The sequence below is a fragment of the Rhizobium altiplani genome (assembly GCF_001542405.1).
GTDB lineage: Bacteria > Pseudomonadota > Alphaproteobacteria > Rhizobiales > Rhizobiaceae > Rhizobium > Rhizobium altiplani.
Window position 1 is genome coordinate 150174 of sequence record NZ_LNCD01000106.1, and the last position, 18516, is coordinate 168689.

The following is an 18516-nucleotide window of genomic DNA, read 5'->3' on the forward strand; positions in this document are numbered from 1 at the left end:
ACCGCAGCCGCCTCCGCTACTTTCGCTTCTCAAGGGGAACGGCGGCGGCAAAGAAATCCGCCCATGGATCGCTGCGCAAGGCATCGAGACGTGCCGGAGCGTTGTCGACCGTGAAATAGGCCGGACCGATTTCATCGGTCAGTTCGTTCCACTCAAGCGGCATCGAAACAGCAGCGCCGGGCCGCGCACGCGTCGAATAGGCGGCGACGGCCGTGTTGCCGCGACCGTTGCGCAGATAATCGATGAAGATCTTGCCGTTCCGCTTCGCCTTCGTGGCGGTCGCGAGATACTTGTCGGGGTGATCCCTGGACATGCCGTCGGCCAGCGCCTTGGCGAAAGTCTTGACCGGCGCCCAGCCGGCCTTCGGTTTGAGCGGGCTTACGACGTGCAGCCCCTTGCCGCCGGAGGTTTTGACAAAGGCCGCCAGGCCCGCGGCTTCCAAATGCTCCTTCAATTCGTAGGCAGCGGCGATCACCTCGGCCCAGCTAACGTCTTCGGCCGGGTCAAGGTCCATCGTGATCATGTCCGGTCGCTCCCAACTCGCCGTCGTCGCCCCCCAGGGATGGATCTCCAGCACGGCCGATTGGACGAGCGCGACCATCCCGTCGAAGTCGGTGATGCGCAGCAACTTCTCGCCGCCCCTGTCCTTCGGATCGGTGATCTGCTCGATATTGGCGTTCATGCCTTTCCAGGCATGCTTCTGGAAAAACCGCTGATGGCCGGCAATGCCGTCGGGGCAACGCAATAATGCCAATGGCCGCTTGGTCACATAGGGCTCAATGAAGCGCCATACCCGTGCGTAATAGCTGACCAGTCCCTGTTTGGTGATCCCCTCCTCCGGCCAATAGATCCGATCGGGATGGGTGAGCGTGACGCTGGATTGAGGCAGTTCCTGCGCAGTCGTCGTTGTTGCTTCGGGCATAACTTCTTCTGGCGCCTTGTCTTCTCTCAACCCGCGAAACGCGGCGTGCCGCAACTTGTTGTCCGCCGACCATGCCTGAAACTCAACCTCGGCAACAAGCTTCGGTTTCACATAGACCAGCCCGCGACGCTCCTCGGGGGTGAGCTCGTCGTCGAAAGAACTCTCCGTCTGCTCCATCGCCGACAGCGTGTCATAGAGTTCGTGCGCGACATTGACGCTGAAGCCCGTTCCGACCCGGCCAACATGCTCCAGCTTTCCCTTGCGGTAAACGCCCATTGCCAGCGAGCCAATCGCGTTGTTCATCGCACTCGAAGGCACATAGCCGCCGATCACCAGCTCCTGCCGTTGCAGGCATTTCGATTTGACCCAGTCGCTGGTACGTCCCGACACGTACTCGCTGTCAGCCAGTTTCGAGATAATGCCTTCGAGCCCGAGCTGGCGCGCGTGTTCCAGCACAACGGCACCCTTCTCGGTAAAATGCTCGCTATAGCGAAGTCGCGCGTCGACGTCGGCGAGCAGGTCCGCGAGCAAGGCCTTGCGATTGGTCAGTGACACTTGCTGCAGGTCGTATCCATCGAGGTAAAGCAGATCGAAGGCATAGAACACGAACCGATCGTGCCGGGCTTTGCTAAGGTCATTCTGCAAGGCCGAAAAGTCCGAGGCGCCGGTTTCACGCTCGACGACGATTTCACCGTCGAGGATCGCGGCCTTCGCCGGCAGTGCCGTGAAGGCCGCGACGATTTCCGGGCCAAATTTGTCGGTCCAGTCGAGCCCGCTGCGGGTCAGCAGAGTGGCTTTGCCCTTCTCAAGCCGAACCTGCAACCGGTACCCATCGAACTTGATCTCGTGAATCCACCCTTCTCCCGACGGAGGCTTGGCCTTGAGCTTGGCAAGTTCAGGCTCGATGAAGGCAGGCAACGCCGCCTTCTCGGCCCCCTTCGGCCACACCTGACGTTTCGGTCTTGCTTGATTCGCTGCGGGCTTTGAAGAGGCGGACTTTAACGCTCCCTTGGGATGGGAGTTCCAGGTGGCGTCAGGGTGCTTCGCCACCTCCTCGATCTTGCGGCCCGTTTTCACCGATTCAGGTCGCTGCTTGAGAATGTCGCCCTTGTGGCTGGCCTCGGCATCATCAGCCTTGATCAGCAACCAGTTTTCCTGGCGTTCACCCGGCTTGCCATGCATGCGGACCAGATGCCAGCGGCCGCTCAGTTTCTCGCCGTCAAGGTCGAATTCGAGATGGCCCTTCTTATAGCCCCTGTGCGGATCGCCATTTGGCGTCCATGTGCCGCGATCCCAAACCAGCACCGTGCCGCCTCCGTACTGGCCCTTCGGGATGATGCCTTCGAAGTCGCCATAATCAAGCGGGTGGTCCTCGACATGGACGGCAAGGCGCTTTTCATCGGGGTTGAGGCTTGGACCGCGCGTAACGGCCCAGCTTTTCAGCACGCCGTCGAGCTCGAGCCGGAAGTCATAGTGGAGCCTCGACGCGTCGTGCTTCTGAATGACAAAACTGAGCGCGGCCTGCGCTGGAGGCTTGCCGACACGCCTGCTCCCGCGCGGCTCCGGTGTTACCTTGAAATTGCGTTTGGCTTGATAGGCCTGGAGAGCCATCGTCAGCTCGCCTTCGTCTGTCCGCTATCTGCCCGCGCTGCCTTTCCGGCTCGCGGCTTGGCGCTCAGCTTGGCGCTCTGGCGCAGAGCGTCCATGAGATCGATGACCTTGCCCTGCGGCTTCGGCTTGGCCTTCGGTAGCTCCCTGCCCTCGATCTTCGCCTTGACCAGCTCCGAGAGCGCCATCTCGTATCGATCCTCGTATTCCTGTGGAACGAAGGTGCCCTTCTTTGTGCCGATGATGTGCCCGGCCAGTTCGAGCATTTCCTTGTCGAATTTCATCTCCGGAATGTCCTTGAAGACCGTCTCCGGCTTGCGCACCTCGTAATCGAAGCTCAGCGTCGTTGCGATGATATAGTCGTCCTGCGGCCGGATCAGGACGGTACGGTTGCGGCGGAAGAGCACTGCTTCCGCGATCGCGGCGACCTTCTGATCGCGCATGGCGCGGGCGATCAGACCGAGCGCCTCCTCATCATCCTCGCTGACGGGCGCCAGGTAGTAGGGCTTGTCGAAATAGAGCTTGTTGATCTCGCTGTAGGGTACGAAATTCTGGACGTTGAGGACCTTGTCGCTTTCCGGCATGACGCCAGCCATCTCCTCGCCCTCGATGACGATGTATTCGCCATTGTCCAGCTGGTATCCCTTGACCTGGTCATCCCGCTCAACCGCCTTGCCCGTCTCGCTATCGACGAACTGCCGTTCCACCCGATGGCCGGTCTTCCGGTTGATGATATTGAACGAGATGCGGTCCGAGGTCGAAACCGCCGTATATAATCCTACGCTGCAGACAAGGTCTCCGACCTTGAGATGGCCTTTCCAGCTTGCCCGCGCTGCCATGACATTCCCCCTCAGTTGTGGTTTTGCAGTTTGCGTTTGCGTCGCTGGTCAATGGCTATGATCTTCTCGACGGAGGCGATGTCGTCGCTGGTGACGACTGGAACCGGATCGGACGCGATCGCCTCCAGGACTTCGTCCGAGAGTCCCCCATTCCGAATAACCCATTCCAGCGTCTCGCGAGTCTGACGCTCGGCCTTGAGCTGAGCATAAAGCGCGATGATCAGCCTATCCCGGGCATCCACCTGCTTGCTCTTGCGATCAATTTTCCGGATCTGAGGCACCTGATCACCCGCCTGCTTCGGCAACGAAGGGATTCAATGGATTGGAAGCGAAAAAGTTCCGGCGCACCGCCGCGAGCGCCAGATTTTTTCCTCGTTTGCAACCTGATCGGGCCAAAGCGGAACCGCCGACGCCCTTCAGGCGCTGTCCTCAGTGTTTTGCCGATCCGGTCGGAATGCTGGAACCAGTTGCCGAAACTGGGTCGCTGGCTGGAAATGTGCATTCCAATCCCTCGTCCAGCTGTTCTTCCATTGCGGTCTGATCGCCGGCGGCACGAGCGCTCGGCCGTGCCTTCAATCGGCCGACGCTGGCCTCTTCCGTGTCGGCCGTAGCCATCTCCGCCATGACAGCCTGGGCTCGTTCAACCGCGTTCCTTGAGTTGAGGGTTTGCTTCTCGTCATTGCGCAATTGGACGGAAACGATCTCCCCTCCATCGCCCACGAATTCAATTGTGAAACCGAGTTTGCCACCCTTCTCGGGAATGACCTGCGTGCCGACGACCTGCATGACGCTCTCCTTCAACTCTTCTTCCGGAGGAAACGAGCCGCAACCGAATGTTCCGAGGCACGTCGACGGCGCGATAGGCAAAAAAAAGCCACCGCTATTCACGGTGGCTGGGAGTTCGAAGGTCAAAACCTCCAGAGGGAACAGTTGCCCATCGACCGGGAGGATGGTCGACATGCGTGAGCAACTGCCGTCAATATGCGATTTTGGCGCCGTCCGCTCAATCAACGAGGCACCGAAATTCCGCTGAGGCGGAAATCATCTTTCCATCGTTTTGGAAAAACGCGCGATATTCTACCTGCAACCGTCCCGGGGGAAGCGGCATCCGTAGTTATGACGTCAGGACGTAGACTGCCTGGCCGGCCCCGTCGACTCGCGCAGGATCAGTTCGACGGGCCACAATTCGTGGATCTCCAGCGGAGACCGTCCCGACAGCAATTGCAGGACAAGATCGGCGCATCGCGTTCCTGCCGCGCGCATCGAAGACCGCGTTGCCGAAAGCGACGGCACCATGTTGTCCGCCGTCAGATACGGAAAGACGTCGTCGTGAGCGATGACCGAAACGTCCCGGCCGATCTGCAGCCCGAGCGAGCGGGCCGCCCGATAGACGCCGAGCGCCGTCATCATGGATCCGGCGACGAAGGCAGTTGGCGGGTTGGGTTGTTCGAGGAAAGATCGAGCGAAGCGGAAGCCAAGCTCGTCGGTGAAATTCCCGCTCGCCATCAGCTGCGGATCGGGCTCGATGCCATGGCTTTGAAGAGCCTTGCGGAAGCCGCTGTCCCGGTGAAGGGCATAGGTCGCGCCCGGCCGACCGTTTATCATCGCAATTCGCCGATGGCCGAGATCGATCAGGTGCGAGGTCGCGCGCATGATCGCAGCTTCGTTATCGATATCAAGCCAGGCGTGCGGCACGTCAATGGCCGACCGGCCATGCACGAGGAAGGGCATGCCGAGCTCGTGGAGCAGCGCGATGCGCTCGTCATTCGGTTTCGGCGAATGCACGATGATCGCGTCGACGCGCCGGCTCTCCACAAGTCGGCGGTAAAGCTGCATCTCGTCTTCCTGGTTCGGATCCGCCATCGGGATGACGAGAATGTCGGTTTCTTCCGCCACCAGCCGCTCCGCCATGCCGGCCATGAATTCGGCGAAGTGGAACTCGCCGGCACGCCCCATCACCACGCCGATCGCGCCCGCCCGACCCGTCTTCAGCCGCACCGCGTTGACGTTCGGGCTGTAGCCCAGTCTGACGGCGGCTTCCGCAACGCGTGCACGCGTGGTCTCGCTCACCTCAGGATAACCACTCAGCGCACGACTGACTGTCGTTGGAGACAATCCGACCTGTTTCGCGAACTCTTTAAGCTTCATTCAACATTGCGTCTTTCGTGCTGGTCCATCTGGCTGATCGCCGCCAAGTGCTGGTCTTGCTTATGGCCTAAGCATAGCAGCTTACAAGCAACCAAACCGTTTTCAATTTTGGATATTCCCCGAAGAGGTATTTCGACCTTTACCCACAACCAAATTGAGCAGCATCTCTATGATTTTGCTTTGTTATCAATATGTGATCGCGGTTGTGCGACTTTGGCACGAGTGCCCGCTTGACTCAATATCGACCTTCTGACAACTTTTTCCAGCCAAACCGTTTTCAATTTTTCCAATGTTTGGTTCTTTTGGGAGGAAGATATGAAGTTTCGTTTCACAGCGGTCGCCGTCGCGGCCGCCTTGATTGGCGTCGCACAACCGTCCTTCGCCGCAAATATCAGCATTTCCGCCAGCTCCACAGGCAAGAACCTGGAGCTCCTCCGCAAGCAGCTCGACGCCTTCGAGAAGGAGACCGGCAACAAGGTCAGCATCGTGACCATGCCGTCCTCCTCGACCGAGCAGTTCTCGCAGTACCGCCTGTGGCTCGCCGCCGGCAACAAGGACGTCGACATCTATCAGACCGACGTCATCTGGGCGCCGCAGCTGGCGGATCAGTTCGTCGACCTGAAGGATGCCGCCAAGGATGTCGTCGGCGACTTCTTCCCGTCGATCATCGCTTCGCAGACCGTGAACGGTCGCCTCGTGGCGCTACCGCTCTACACCGACGCGCCGGCGCTCTACTACCGCAAGGACCTGCTCGACAAATACGGCAAGCAGCCGCCGAAGACCTGGGACGAAATGGCGGCAACCGCCAAGGAAATCCAGGAAAAGGAACGCGCCGCCGGCCAGAAAGACCTCTGGGGTTATGTTTTCCAGGGCAATGCCTACGAAGGCCTGACCTGCAACGCGCTCGAATGGGTGAAGTCGTCGGGCGGTGGCCAGATCATCGAACCGGACGGCACGATCTCCATTAACAACGAGAATGCCGCGGCAGCGCTTGACCGCGCCAAGGGATGGATCGGGACGATCTCGCCCGGCGGCGTCCTCGCCTATCAGGAAGAAGAGTCCCGCGGCGTCTGGCAGACCGGCAATGCCGTCTTCATGCGCAACTGGCCCTATGCCTATTCCCTCGGCAATGGCGCAGACAGTGCCGTCAAGGGCAAGTTCGATGTAACGACGCTTCCGGTTGCCAAGCAAGGCGACTCGCCGTCATCGACGCTCGGCGGCTGGAATCTCGCAGTCTCCAAATACTCTGAGAACCAGGACGCCGCGATCGCGCTCGCCAAGTTCCTGACCTCCAAGGAGAGCCAGAAACAGCGGGCGATCGAGCTCTCCAACCTGCCGACGCTGTCGGCGCTCTATGACGACAAGGACATCGCCGCGGCACAGCCGTTCATGCCGAACTGGAAACCAATCTTCCAGAACGCCGTTCCGCGTCCGTCGGCATCCGCCAAGGTCAAGTACAACGAAGTCTCCTCGAAGTTCTGGACCGCCGTTCACAACTCGCTTTCGGGCAACGGCACGTCCGCAGAAAACCTCGAGCTTCTCGAGGCCGACCTGACATCGCTGAAGGGCGAGAACTGGTAATCGAAGGCATCGGCAGCGGCGGACGTCCCGCCGCTGCCCTTCCCTGAGACGCCACCGTCAATCGCCTCAAGAAGCGGGTACCACATGACTGAAGCCGCAGTTTCCCAAAGCGTCGGATCGCGAGCGCGCGCCGTCAATACCTCGTCGGACTTGCGCGCCGAGCGCATCCGTTCCGCCTGGATATTCCTGGCCCCCACCCTGTTCATTCTTGCCGTCGTCGCCGGATGGCCCCTTTTCAGGACGATCTATTTCAGCTTCACGAACGCATCGCTCACCAACCTCAGCGGCGCCGAGTTCGTCGGCTTCAAGAACTACCTCTCCTGGATCACGCTGAAGAGCGGGCGCACGGTCTATAGCGGCCTGCTCGCCGACCCGAATTGGTGGAAAGCGGTCTGGAACACGATGAAATTCGCGTTCCTGTCGGTGACCATCGAAACCATCCTCGGCCTCATCGTCGCCCTGGTACTGAACGCGAATTTCCCTGGCCGTGGCATCGTCCGGGCCGCCATCCTCATTCCCTGGGCAATCCCGACAATCGTTTCCGCCAAGATGTGGGCCTGGATGCTCAACGACCAGTTCGGCATCCTCAACGACATCCTGCTCGGCATGGGCCTGATCAGCCAGAAGATCGCCTGGACCGCCAATCCCGAGACGGCAATGATCGCGGTGCTGATCGTCGACATCTGGAAGACGACGCCTTTCATGGCGCTTCTCATCCTCGCCGGTCTGCAGATGGTACCTGCCGATATTTACGAGGCGGCAAAGATCGACGGCATCAATCCGATCAAGGTATTCTGGCGCCTGACCCTGCCGCTTGTCCGCCCGGCCATCATGGTCGCCGTGATCTTTCGCATGCTCGACGCTCTGCGCATCTTCGACCTGATCTATGTGCTGACGCCGAACAATGCTCAGACCAAGACCATGTCCGTCATGGCGCGCGAAAACCTCTTCGACTTCGACAAGTTCGCCTATGGGGCGACGGCGTCGACCGTGCTCTTCCTTATCATCGCGACGATCACCGTGCTCTACATGTGGCTCGGTCGCGTCAAACTCGGTGGGAGCGACCGCTGATGCTGCTGACCCTGACCAAGAACACGCTCTTCTATCTGCTCGTCACCGTCATCGTCATAATCGCGGTTTTCCCGTTCTACTATGCGATCCTGACGAGCTTCAAAGCCGGCACTGCCCTTTTCGAGGTCAACTACTGGCCGACCTCGATCTCGCTCACCAACTACACGTCGGTGCTGACCACCGGCAGCTTCATCCGCAGCCTCGGAAACTCGCTGCTCGTCGCCATCCTCGTTGTCGCAGCCTCGCTGCTGCTGGCCGTCACAGCATCCTATGCGCTTGCCCGCGTCAATTTCCGCGGCCGCGCGCTGCTGATGCTGACGATCCTGTCGGTCTCGATGTTCCCGCAGATCGCCGTGCTCGCTGGCCTGTTCGAGTTGATCCGTTGGATCGGCATCTTCAACACGCCCTTCGCGCTGATCTTCTCCTATATGATCTTCACCCTGCCCTTCACGGTCTGGGTTCTGACCACCTTCATGCGCGATCTGCCGATCGAAATCGAGGAAGCGGCGATCGTCGACGGCGCCTCGCCGTGGGTCATCATCACCCAGGTTTTCATGCCGCTGATGTGGCCGGCTCTAGTCACGACCGGTCTGCTTGCCTTCATTACAGCCTGGAACGAATTCCTCTTCGCCCTAACATTCACCTCATCGGACGCTCAGCGAACGGTGCCGGTTGCCATTGCCCTGCTTTCGGGCGGCAGCCAGTTCGAAATCCCGTGGGGCAACATCATGGCAGCATCCGTCATTGTTACGGTCCCTGTCGTTGTCCTGGTCCTGATATTCCAGCGGCGCATCATTTCCGGCCTGACCGCCGGCGGCGTCAAAGGTTGAAGAAAGCACGATATGGCACAGATTCGACTCGACAATATCCGCAAGAGCTTCGGTGCGCTTGAAGTCATCAGGGGCGTCTCGCTCGACATCCGCAAGGGCGAGTTCATGGTCTTCGTCGGCCCGTCCGGCTGCGGTAAGTCCACACTGCTGCGGTTGATCTCCGGGCTGGAGGACATCACCTCGGGCACGCTTTCCTTCGATGGCGAGGCGGTCAACCGCTACGCGCCGTCGAAGCGCGGCATCGCCATGGTCTTCCAATCCTATGCGCTCTATCCGCACATGACCGTGTTCGAGAACATGGCCTTCGGAATGAAGCTCTCGGGACGCACGCAGGAAGAGTGCAAGGCTCGTGTCGAACAAGCAGCCGGCATGCTGCAGCTGTCGCCCTACCTGGAGCGTCTGCCACGCCAACTGTCGGGCGGCCAGCGCCAGCGTGTCGCGATCGGTCGCGCCATCGTCCGCGATCCCAAGGTGTTCCTGTTCGACGAGCCGCTGTCGAACCTCGACGCAGCCCTCCGCGTCGCGACGCGTTTGGAGATCGCCAAGCTTCACCGCAGCATGCACGGCACGACGATGATCTACGTCACCCACGACCAGGTCGAGGCGATGACGCTCGCCGACCGCATCTGCGTTCTGCGGGACGGCGTCGTCGAACAAGTCGGCACGCCACTCGAACTCTACGAGACGCCGAATTCTGTTTTCGTCGCCGGCTTCATCGGTTCGCCGAAGATGAACTTCCTGACCGGTGAGTTCTCGGCACCCTACAATGCCCACACCATCGGCGTTCGCGCCGAGCATATGGAGATCGTTCAGCAGGACGCCGCCTGGCGCGGCACCGTCATTCATTCCGAAATTCTCGGCTCCGACAGCTTCGTTTATCTCGACATCGGCACATCAGAGCCGCTTGTCGTGCGGGAAACGGGCGTCTCCGGCCACCAGCCCGGCCAGAAACTCGGGGTTTCCCCGATGGCTGGCCGTGTTCATCGCTTCGACCAATCCGGACGCGCGCTCGAGAGGGTGTTCCTTAAAGGCGCGGCCTGACATCTACCAAAAACCACAGGATCCGCCTCGCCTCCCATCGAGGTCGATCCACCATCTGCATGAAGGAGCAAGACCTTGCCTATTCGCACCATTGTCTGGGGTGAAAACATCCACGAGACCACCAATGCCATCGTTCGGGGCATCTATCCCGAAGGCATGCACACCACCATCGCCAACGCGCTGAATACCGATCCGGCGATCCAGGCGACGACGGCCACGCTGCAGGAGCCCGAGCACGGCCTGACGGAAGCCCGCCTTGCCGAAACCGATGTCCTCACCTGGTGGGGCCACAAGGATCACGGCGCGGTCTCCGACGTTGTCGTCGAGCGCGTCGCCAAGCGCGTCTGGGAAGGCATGGGCCTTCTCGTCCTGCACTCCGGCCACTTCTCGAAGATCTTCAAGCGTCTGATGGGCACCCCCTGCGCGCTGAAGTGGCGCGAAGCCGGCGAGCGCGAGCGTCTGTGGACGATCAACCCACGCCACCCGATCGCCGCCGGTCTCGATGAAAACTTCGTTCTCGAAAACGAGGAAATGTACGGCGAGCAGTTCTCCGTGCCGGAGCCGCTGGAAACCGTCTTCATCTCCTGGTTCCAGGGCGGCGAAGTCTTCCGTTCGGGCCTCACCTGGCGCCGCGGTGCCGGCAACATTTTCTACTTCCGCCCTGGCCACGAAACCTATCCGACCTATCATGATGCCAACGTTCAGAAGGTACTCATCAACGGCGTGAAATGGGCCTATAACCCGCAAGGTGATCTGAAGAGCATCACCGATGCCCCGAATGTTCCGGTCGAAAAGGCTCTAGAGCCGATCGTCGAACGCGGCCCGCGACTGCATCAGGCCGGCGAAGCCGGTTACCGCTGAGGAGCACACATATGCGACTACTCATTCTTGGCACCGGCTCGATGGCCAGAAACCAGGTTGCCAACTTCCTCGCCATCGACGGCGTGGAAGTTGTCGGCGCCGTCGATACCGACCCGGCGCGCCTCGCCGAATTTGCCGATCACTTCCACATCGAGAAGCGCTTCCAGACGCTCGAGGAAGCGATCGCATGGGGTGAATTCGACGCGGCCACCAACGTCACGCCTGATCGCATCCACCACGCGACGAGCCTGGCGCTGATATCAGCCGGCAAGCACGTCTTCTGCGAAAAGCCGCTGGCCGAGCATTACGACCACGCCTTGGAGATGACGGAAGCGGCAGAGGCTGCCGGCGTCATCAACATGGTCAACCTCACCTATCGCAACGTCGCTCCGCTGCAGCGGGCCCGCGAAATGGTCTTGGCGGGAGAACTCGGCACCATCAGGCACGTCGAGGCCTCCTACCTGCAAAGCTGGCTGGTCTCGCGCGCCTGGGGCGACTGGCGCACGGAATCGCGCTGGCTGTGGCGCCTGTCGACCGGTCACGGCTCGAACGGCGTGCTCGGCGACGTCGGCATCCACATCCTCGACTTCGCCGCCTATGGCGCGGCGACCGATATCGACCACGTCTTTGCCCGCCTGAAGACCTTTAACAAGGCACCGGGCGGCCAGATCGGCGAGTACCTGCTGGATGCCAACGACAGCTTCACCATGTCGGTCGATTTCACCAATGGTGCACTCGGCGTCATCCATGCGACCCGCTGGGCAACCGGCCATCTCAATGAGCTGAAACTTCGCGTCTATGGCGAAAAGGGCAGCCTTGAGGTCATCCATCGCCCTGACGGTTCCGAACTGCGCGGCTGCTTCGGCGAGGATATCGAGACCGCCACCTGGCGCGACGTCGAGGTCCCGGCTGTTCTGACCAACTATCAGCGCTTTGCGGAAGCCGTCAGAACCGGAAAGCAGGACGACCCGACCTTCCGCCACGCCGCCAATCTGCAGAAGGTCCTCGACCTTGCGATCGTGTCGGAGAAGGAGCGGCGGGAGCTCAATCTGCTGGAGGCCTCCGAGCAGGATAGCCCGGCAGACAAGCGGATACCGCCGCTGACCGTCGTGGTCTGACAAAGGCACCTGCGAAAAAGCCAGGCACCTTGATGCGGACATTCATACGACTGTCTCCGTCATGCCGGCCTTGAGCCGGCATCCAGCCGCACGGCGTCCGCGGTGCGAAAAGATCTTTCGCGCGCAAGGACTTGCGCGCGCTGGACCCTGGCTCATGGGCCGGGGTGACGACGGATGGGACATCCGCTTCGATACGCCACAGGAGTTGAACAATGCAGGCCCGCTAGCGCGGGCCTTCATCATTTCGAGATCACCGAAGACGATCCGCGAGCAAACCGATCGAAGCCGCATCGGCATTGGCGAAAGCCAGGCGGAGATAGTGCTCCTGCCCCTCCCCGAAATAGCTCCCAGGTAGGCAAACAACACCGGCCTCCTTCGCCAGACGCTCTGCGACAGCGGCTGAGCTGAGCTCCGCGAACGGGTGGCGGATGAACGCGAAATAGGCGCCAAGCGCACCGATCTCCCAGGCAGGCAATCCGGACATGACGGCCCGCAACGCATCCGCGCGGCGCGCAATCTCCAGGCGATTTCCCGCCCGCCAGTCCGCAAGGATCGGCATTGCCTCGGCAACGGCAACCTGCGCAGCGCGCGGCGCGCAGATCTGCATGTTGTCCATGACCTTGGTAATCTCGGCAACGACGTTAACGCCGGCGGTGATCGCTCCGAGACGATGGCCGGGAATGCAGAAGGACTTCGAGAAGCTGTAGAGCAGGATCAGCGTGTCTTCCCAGCTGGGGATGCCAAGCAACGGATGCGGGGCGCCATAGCCTTCGGGAAGGAAGTCGCGATAGGTTTCGTCGACGATCAGCCACGCCCCATGCTTGCGGCAGAGGCTAAACAGTTCCAGCAGCAATTCAGGCGGATAGACAGCGCCCGTCGGATTGTTCGGCGTGACCACCGCCAAGACCTTGGCGCCGGCCGCGAGCGCCTTTTCGGCCGACTGCACCTCAGGCAGGAAGCCATTTTCCGTATTGCAGTCGACGAGAACGCGCTTGATGCCGAGCATCGACAGCGTCGTCTCCTGATTGAAATAGAACGGGTTGGTCAGCGCCACGGTATCGCCGGAACCGGCGAGCGCGATGGCCACCGACATGAAGGCCTGGTTGCAGCCCGCAGTGATATGGATATTGGCGGCAGCAACGGACGCCCCATAGACGTCAGACATATGCCGGGCATATGCGTCTCTCAGCACGCCCTCGCCCTCGATCGGCCCATAGCCCGTCGTCTTCGGCGAAGATGCCGCTTCGCCGAGCAGCCGCAACATTTCGGGATGGGCTGGATAGCCGGGCACCGCCTGCGAGAGATCGACCAGTGGACCTTTGCCGCCCTTGTATTCGCGAGCCCAGGCGAGAACCGAGGGAATGGGTGGCGGAGACAGGCGGGAAACAAGCGGATTGGCCAAGGCAGACATGCAGATCTCTTCTCGAACGAGGTGAACCATCACTCCTGCACGGAATGGGCTTGCTCGGCAACCTGCATTCAAGAATGCCGCACAGGGATCGTCAGGAGCCGCAGCAGGCCTTGAGCTTCGACAGCTTCGGCACCTCGATATGCCTGTTGGCGACGATCGAGATCACGCCGTCGGTTCTCAGCTTCGACAGCTGGCGGGAAACCGTTTCGACGGTCAGCCCCAGGAAGTCGGCAATGTCGGCCCGCGACAAAGGCAGCTCGAACCGGCGCTTTTCGCCGACAGTTTCGGGATCGAGATGGGTGGCGATCAGCAACAGGAAACTAGCAACCTTCTCGGCGGCCGTCTTGCGTCCGAGCGTTACCATCCAGTCCCGCGCTTCGTCCAACTCACGCAGCGCCTGCGCCATCAGCCGCTCGGCCAGTGCGGTATTACTCTTGACCATGCGCTCCAGCGCGGCCTTCGGAATGCGACAGAGGTTGACGTCGGAGGCAGCCTCCACCGACACGGCATTCTCATTCGCATTGAGCCTGCCGAGAAGGTCAGGAGCGAACTGCAGGCCGACGATCTGCTGTCGTCCGTCTTCCAGCCTCTTCGTAAGCTTCACGACGCCGCGGATCACGGTGGCATAGGATTCGGCCGGCATCTTCTCACCAGCGAGCTCGTCGCCGGATTGATAATTGACCAGGCGTGTATGCGCGGAAAGCATCAGCAGCTCCTCAGCGCTGAGCGCACCGCACACGCCCTTGTGGCGGATCTCACAGCTCATGCAACGCACTGGTATGTTTGAATTATGTATGTCTTTGCGCATCAAAATCAGCTCCGCGCAAAAGCATAGACCACGGCCATGGCGAGAGAACAGCAATTTCTTGATCGTGGTCAAAGTGTCACGATGAAGCGGCGCGCTACGCCGTTCCCCAACGATCGGCCGGCTTCTGCTTCCTGACCCCTATCGAGGCACCAAATTGCCGCAGGCCTCACTTGCCGATTGCCCAGACAGCCGACCGGATTATAGTGATTTCAGAAATTTCTGAAATTACAGACATTACGGAGACCGTATATGAATCTCCCACCGCTCGTTCAATCCTTTGTTCTGCATTTCGGTGAAATGGGCTCGCGCTGGGGCATCAACCGCACGGTCGGCCAGATCTACGCCCTGCTCTACGTGTCGCCTTCACCGCTCTGTGCCGAGGAAATTGCCGATGCCCTCAGCATTTCGCGCTCGAACGTCTCGATGAGCCTGCGCGAACTGCAGACTTGGAACCTCGTCCTGCTGAAACACAAGCCGGATGACCGGCGCGACTTCTTCACCACCCCGGACGACGTTTGGCAGATCCTGCGAACGCTGGCGGAAGAGCGCAAGAAACGCGAGGTCGATCCGACGCTCTCGGTGCTGCGGGAAATCCTGATGCAGCGCCCGGCAAGCGATGCCGAGCGCCATGCCCAAGAGCGCATGAGCGAGATGCACGCCCTGATCGAGCAGCTAACGCATTGGTACGAAGACGTAAAACAACTTGAAACAGAGCGGCTTGCAACGTTACTCTCCTTAGGTGCGAAAGTGACGAAGCTGCTAGAGGCCAAGGACCGAGTCGTTTCGCTCGGCCGCGGCCGCCGGCCCAATCCTGCGAACAAGAGTTAGCGCTATGGCAAGTGCTTGCTTAGACGCAAACGGAAAGCAGGCTTTCGGCAAGCCGTCGAAACCTGTGCCCAGACATGGTGGGCTGCGCAAGGCAGCGGCTGTCCAGACCCTGACATCGCTCATCTGGATCCCGCAGGCAGCGCTTCTCGCAACGGCAGTCGGCCGCATCGCGAACGGTGGCGGCTTCAACGACGTCTTGTGGCTCGCCATCTATATTGCACTGCTCGGGATAGTAAAAAGCTGCCTCGAGGCCACCGGCGGCCGCATGGCATTTCGCGCAGCGCGCGCCGAATTGTCGATGCGGCGTGAACTGGCCGTCGCAGCCCTCGCCCGACGTTCGCCGATCGACAGCACAAGACCTAGCTCCGGCGAAGCCGCAAGCATCATCGGCGAGCAAGCCGATATGATCGTTCCCTATCTCTCGCGCTTCCAACCCGCCCGCTTCAAGGCGAGTGCAGTGCCGCTCGTCATCCTTGCCTGTGTGTTCCCCATTTCCTGGATTGCAGCTCTCATTCTCCTTTTTGCCATGCCGCTGATCCCGATCTTCATGGCATTGATCGGCTGGCGTGCGCAGGCGGCGAGTGAGAAGCAGTTGGCGGCGACTGGCGGCCTTAACGGTTTCCTCCTCGATCGCCTGCGTGGCATGGCCACGATCCGTTCGCTTCGTGCCGTCGATGCCACCGCGACGAGGCTCAGAGCCGATGCAGACTCGCTGAAGGCCCGCACCATGGCCGTTCTGAAAATCGCCTTCCTGTCGTCGGCGGTTCTCGAGCTTTTCGCTGCGCTGGGCGTCGCGCTGGTCGCCGTCTATGTCGGCTTCTCCCTGCTCGGCGAGATCCGTTTCGGTGCCTGGGCCAGTGGTTTCGACCTGACGAGCGGTCTCTTCGTGTTGCTGCTTGCACCCGCCTTCTTCGAGCCGCTGCGCGAGCTCTCGGCTGTCTGGCATGACCGTGCCGCCGGCGAAGCGGCGATCAAGGCGATCGAAGCGCTGAGTGCGGATGGACTCCAACTGCCCATCGTAAGCGATACATCCGCACCCCAAACTGCAGCTGGTGCCATCCGCTTGGAGAATATCGGCTTCCGCTACAGCGAGGGCAGCAACGCCGCCATCGATACCTTCAATTTGAGCATTCGCCCCGGTGAGCACGTTGCGCTGCTCGGCCCCAGCGGCTCCGGCAAATCGACCCTGCTCGCACTGATCGCCGGCCACGCCGCCTGTGAGACCGGCGGCGTCACCCTCGACGGACAACCAGCCAGCCCCGCCCTTCAGGCCAAGATCTCCTGGGTCGGCCAGAAGCCGCATATTTTTGCCGGCACGGTCGCCGGTAACATTTCGCTCGGCCGGCCCGGCGTCTCCATGCAGGCCGTGGCAAGAGCCCTTGATCTCGCAAAGCTCGGCCGCTTCGCCCGCAGCCACGCTCGCCGTCCGCTTGGCGATGGAGGCACGGGAGTGTCCGGCGGCGAAGCCCTGCGCATCGCCATCGCCCGCGCCGCCTGTAATGCGGAGGGCTGCATCGTACTTGCGGACGAGCCGACCGCCCATCTCGACGCCGAAACCGCACGCGACATCACCGAGAGCCTGCTCGCTCTGGCCAAGGGCCGCACCCTTGTCGTCGCAACCCATGACCCACAGCTTGCCGCACGCATGGGCCGGACGGTCGTCCTTGATCGCGAAATTGCACGGGAGGCCGCCGAGTGAGCACATCGCTTTCCAGCCTCAAGCCGATCGTTAGGCTTTTCCTGACCGCACGCCGCCGCGGTCTGCTTCTTGGGGCCGCACTTTCCGCGACCACCGTTTCCGCGGGGATTGCCCTGCTCGGCCTCTCCGGCTGGTTCATCACCGCAACCGGCATCGCCGGACTTTCGGCCGCAACGATTGCCACCTTCGACATCTTCATGCCGTCGGCCGGCATTCGCCTGCTTGCACTCGGCCGAACCGCCTCACGCTACGGCGAACGGCTAGCCACTCATGACGCAACGCTGAGCGTCCTCGCAGCTCTGCGCGAACGGCTGTTCCGTGGATGGGCCGCGCCCGGTGCCGCACGCGAGCTCGCACGCCGACCGGCCCGCCTGCTCTTCCGCCTGACGGGCGACATTGATGCACTCGATTCCCTTTACCTGCGCGTGCTGGTACCCGCGGGCGTCGCTATTGTCGCAGCGTTTGCAACAAGCGTCGCGCTTGGTCTCATGGATCGGCTTTTTGGACTGGCTGCCGGCAGTGTCTTGCTCGTCGCAGGTCTCGGCATTCCGCTGTTTGCTGGACGCCGGGCAACGAAGCACGCCCGTCGACGCACCCACGGCATCGAAGCCATTCGCGCCCGCACCATCGATCTCGTTGCCGGGCAGACCGACTTGCTGATGGCCGGACGCCTTGACGCGCAGCGTACGGCGATTGCCGATGCCGACCACTACGCCGCTGCCGCCGACGACCGCCTAAACCGCATCGAAGCCGGCATCACAATCGGCCTCGGTTTCACCGCCACTGCTTTGCTGACCGGTGCGCTGCTGGCAGTCGCGGCATTGGCCCATGGGGGCGCAGTCAGCCCACCAGTCGCCGTGCTTGGGATCCTGATCGCCTTCGCCGCTGTCGAGCCCTTTGGTGCCTTGCGCCTTGGGGCGATGGAACTTGGCCGTACGCTTGTGGCTGCCCGCCGCATCGCGCCCCGCCTGTCGGCAGATGATGAAGAACTACACCACAGCGCCGCGCCACTTCCCGGCTTTGCGCTTCGCCTGAGCCGCGTCAGCGCGGGACACGACACGGAAACACCCGTGCTTCACAATATCGATCTCGATCTGCAATTGGGGGAGAGGCTCGCCCTGGTTGGCACCAGCGGCGCCGGAAAATCAACACTTCTTTCCCTTCTCGCAGCCGAAATGCGCGCCAGCCAAGGAAGCGTCGAATGCCTCGACGCCACCCTGCTGACGCAGCGAACGGAGCTTTTCCAAGATAGCCTTCGCGGCAATCTCCTGCTTGCAAGCCCCGATGCACCAGACACCGCCCTGCGCGAGGCGCTCGCCGCGGCGGGCCTCTTGCAGGATGTCGCAGCTTTGCCGCGCGGCCTCGACACGCCGCTTGGCGAAGGCGGCATGGGGCTCTCGGGTGGTCAGTCGCGCCGCCTTGCCCTCGCCCGCCTCTTCCTGCGCGACACGCCGCTCTGGCTGCTGGATGAGCCGACGGAAGGTCTCGATGGCGCCACCGCGCGCGACGTCATCCGCCGTCTGGTGGAGAAGGCGAACGGACGCTCGCTCGTCATCGCCACACATATCCGTCGCGAAGCCGCGATAGCCGATGCCATCGCGGTCATGGAGGATGGTCGCATCACAGAAGTTTCACGCCGTGGAGAGACGGCGTTCGAAAAGGCTTTGAACCGGCTGAGACCGGACTGAGTCACACGACATGGCCGCCAGGCAATCCGGTTTGGCGGAAACTCTTCATACCCCATGGGGCCG

At 61.4% G+C, this 18516-nt stretch carries 16 protein-coding genes; 9 read left to right on the forward strand and 7 right to left on the reverse strand.

Features of this window, described 5'->3' with window-relative positions; all coding sequences use genetic code 11:
- Positions 1-16: 16 nt before the first annotated feature.
- The 5 genes from ligD to AS026_RS25930 all read right to left on the reverse strand — a co-directional run bounded on the left by ligD (position 17) and on the right by AS026_RS25930 (position 5517).
- Positions 17-2533, reverse strand: coding sequence for a DNA ligase D (gene ligD / locus AS026_RS25910; RefSeq protein WP_062372722.1), 2517 nt, complete (start codon positions 2531-2533; stop codon positions 17-19).
- A gap of 2 nt (positions 2534-2535) precedes the next feature.
- Positions 2536-3369 (reverse strand): non-homologous end joining protein Ku, encoded by an 834-nt coding sequence (ku, locus tag AS026_RS25915; protein ID WP_018857143.1) that lies wholly within the window; start codon positions 3367-3369, stop codon positions 2536-2538.
- 11 nt (positions 3370-3380) lie between these two features.
- The gene (locus AS026_RS25920) at positions 3381-3650 is read right to left on the reverse strand and encodes a hypothetical protein (RefSeq protein ID WP_025659324.1); all 270 of its coding nucleotides are present in this window, start codon (positions 3648-3650) and stop codon (positions 3381-3383) included.
- Positions 3651-3798: 148 nt separating this feature from the next.
- The gene (locus tag AS026_RS25925) at positions 3799-4155 is read right to left on the reverse strand and encodes a hypothetical protein (RefSeq protein WP_205634490.1); all 357 of its coding nucleotides are present in this window, start codon (positions 4153-4155) and stop codon (positions 3799-3801) included.
- Positions 4156-4491: 336 nt separating this feature from the next.
- Positions 4492-5517, reverse strand: coding sequence for a substrate-binding domain-containing protein (locus tag AS026_RS25930; RefSeq protein ID WP_018857145.1), 1026 nt, complete (start codon positions 5515-5517; stop codon positions 4492-4494).
- Between the two features lie 315 nt (positions 5518-5832).
- Here AS026_RS25930 and AS026_RS25935 point away from each other — a divergent pair, with 315 nt between their 5' ends.
- The 6 genes from AS026_RS25935 to AS026_RS25960 all read left to right on the forward strand — a co-directional run bounded on the left by AS026_RS25935 (position 5833) and on the right by AS026_RS25960 (position 12019).
- The gene (locus tag AS026_RS25935) at positions 5833-7098 is read left to right on the forward strand and encodes an ABC transporter substrate-binding protein (RefSeq protein WP_025659323.1); all 1266 of its coding nucleotides are present in this window, start codon (positions 5833-5835) and stop codon (positions 7096-7098) included.
- An 84-nt stretch (positions 7099-7182) separates the two neighbouring features.
- Positions 7183-8169 carry a carbohydrate ABC transporter permease gene (locus tag AS026_RS25940; RefSeq protein ID WP_018857147.1) on the forward strand — a complete coding sequence of 329 codons (987 nt, stop codon included), beginning with the start codon at positions 7183-7185 and terminating at the stop codon, positions 8167-8169.
- A complete protein-coding gene (locus AS026_RS25945; RefSeq protein WP_018116605.1) occupies positions 8169-8999 on the forward strand; it encodes a carbohydrate ABC transporter permease in 831 nt (276 codons plus the stop codon). The genes AS026_RS25940 and AS026_RS25945 overlap by 1 nt, the downstream gene beginning before the upstream one ends.
- Positions 9000-9011: 12 nt before the next feature.
- On the forward strand, positions 9012-10040 hold the full coding sequence (locus tag AS026_RS25950; RefSeq protein WP_062372731.1) for an ABC transporter ATP-binding protein: 1029 nt from the start codon (positions 9012-9014) through the stop codon (positions 10038-10040).
- Between the two features lie 75 nt (positions 10041-10115).
- Positions 10116-10901 (forward strand): ThuA domain-containing protein, encoded by a 786-nt coding sequence (locus tag AS026_RS25955; RefSeq protein WP_025659319.1) that lies wholly within the window; start codon positions 10116-10118, stop codon positions 10899-10901.
- A gap of 11 nt (positions 10902-10912) precedes the next feature.
- On the forward strand, positions 10913-12019 hold the full coding sequence (locus tag AS026_RS25960) for a Gfo/Idh/MocA family protein (protein WP_062372735.1): 1107 nt from the start codon (positions 10913-10915) through the stop codon (positions 12017-12019).
- Positions 12020-12269: 250 nt separating this feature from the next.
- Here the strand turns inward: AS026_RS25960 and AS026_RS25965 are convergent, their stop codons facing one another.
- On the reverse strand, positions 12270-13430 hold the full coding sequence (locus AS026_RS25965) for an aminotransferase (protein WP_062372739.1): 1161 nt from the start codon (positions 13428-13430) through the stop codon (positions 12270-12272).
- A 91-nt stretch (positions 13431-13521) separates the two neighbouring features.
- The gene (locus tag AS026_RS25970; RefSeq protein ID WP_082728607.1) at positions 13522-14196 is read right to left on the reverse strand and encodes a Crp/Fnr family transcriptional regulator; all 675 of its coding nucleotides are present in this window, start codon (positions 14194-14196) and stop codon (positions 13522-13524) included.
- 291 nt (positions 14197-14487) lie between these two features.
- Between AS026_RS25970 and AS026_RS25975 the strand changes: the two genes are divergently transcribed.
- From AS026_RS25975 to cydC, 3 genes are read left to right on the forward strand one after another with little or no spacing between them, the layout of a single operon-like run.
- Positions 14488-15066 carry a GbsR/MarR family transcriptional regulator gene (locus AS026_RS25975; protein WP_018857153.1) on the forward strand — a complete coding sequence of 193 codons (579 nt, stop codon included), beginning with the start codon at positions 14488-14490 and terminating at the stop codon, positions 15064-15066.
- A gap of 4 nt (positions 15067-15070) precedes the next feature.
- Positions 15071-16765 (forward strand): thiol reductant ABC exporter subunit CydD, encoded by a 1695-nt coding sequence (gene cydD / locus AS026_RS25980; RefSeq protein ID WP_062372742.1) that lies wholly within the window; start codon positions 15071-15073, stop codon positions 16763-16765.
- Positions 16762-18453 (forward strand): thiol reductant ABC exporter subunit CydC, encoded by a 1692-nt coding sequence (cydC, locus tag AS026_RS25985; RefSeq protein WP_062372745.1) that lies wholly within the window; start codon positions 16762-16764, stop codon positions 18451-18453. Before cydD ends, cydC begins: the two co-directional genes overlap by 4 nt.
- Positions 18454-18516 lie beyond the last annotated feature (63 nt).

Excerpts from the sequence above, each read along its gene's own strand:
- ligD (WP_062372722.1), bottom strand. The coding sequence starts at position 2,533 with ATGGCTCTCCAGGCCTATCAAGCCAAACGCAATTTCAAGGTAACACCG.
- ku (WP_018857143.1), bottom strand. The coding sequence starts at position 3,369 with ATGGCAGCGCGGGCAAGCTGGAAAGGCCATCTCAAGGTCGGAGACCTT.
- AS026_RS25925 (WP_205634490.1), bottom strand. The coding sequence starts at position 4,155 with ATGCAGGTCGTCGGCACGCAGGTCATTCCCGAGAAGGGTGGCAAACTC.
- AS026_RS25930 (WP_018857145.1), bottom strand. The coding sequence starts at position 5,517 with ATGAAGCTTAAAGAGTTCGCGAAACAGGTCGGATTGTCTCCAACGACA.
- AS026_RS25935 (WP_025659323.1), top strand. The coding sequence starts at position 5,833 with ATGAAGTTTCGTTTCACAGCGGTCGCCGTCGCGGCCGCCTTGATTGGC.
- AS026_RS25940 (WP_018857147.1), top strand. The coding sequence starts at position 7,183 with ATGACTGAAGCCGCAGTTTCCCAAAGCGTCGGATCGCGAGCGCGCGCC.
- AS026_RS25945 (WP_018116605.1), top strand. The coding sequence starts at position 8,169 with ATGCTGCTGACCCTGACCAAGAACACGCTCTTCTATCTGCTCGTCACC.
- AS026_RS25950 (WP_062372731.1), top strand. The coding sequence starts at position 9,012 with ATGGCACAGATTCGACTCGACAATATCCGCAAGAGCTTCGGTGCGCTT.
- AS026_RS25960 (WP_062372735.1), top strand. The coding sequence starts at position 10,913 with ATGCGACTACTCATTCTTGGCACCGGCTCGATGGCCAGAAACCAGGTT.
- AS026_RS25965 (WP_062372739.1), bottom strand. The coding sequence starts at position 13,430 with ATGTCTGCCTTGGCCAATCCGCTTGTTTCCCGCCTGTCTCCGCCACCC.
- AS026_RS25970 (WP_082728607.1), bottom strand. The coding sequence starts at position 14,196 with ATGAGCTGTGAGATCCGCCACAAGGGCGTGTGCGGTGCGCTCAGCGCT.
- AS026_RS25975 (WP_018857153.1), top strand. The coding sequence starts at position 14,488 with ATGAATCTCCCACCGCTCGTTCAATCCTTTGTTCTGCATTTCGGTGAA.
- cydD (WP_062372742.1), top strand. The coding sequence starts at position 15,071 with ATGGCAAGTGCTTGCTTAGACGCAAACGGAAAGCAGGCTTTCGGCAAG.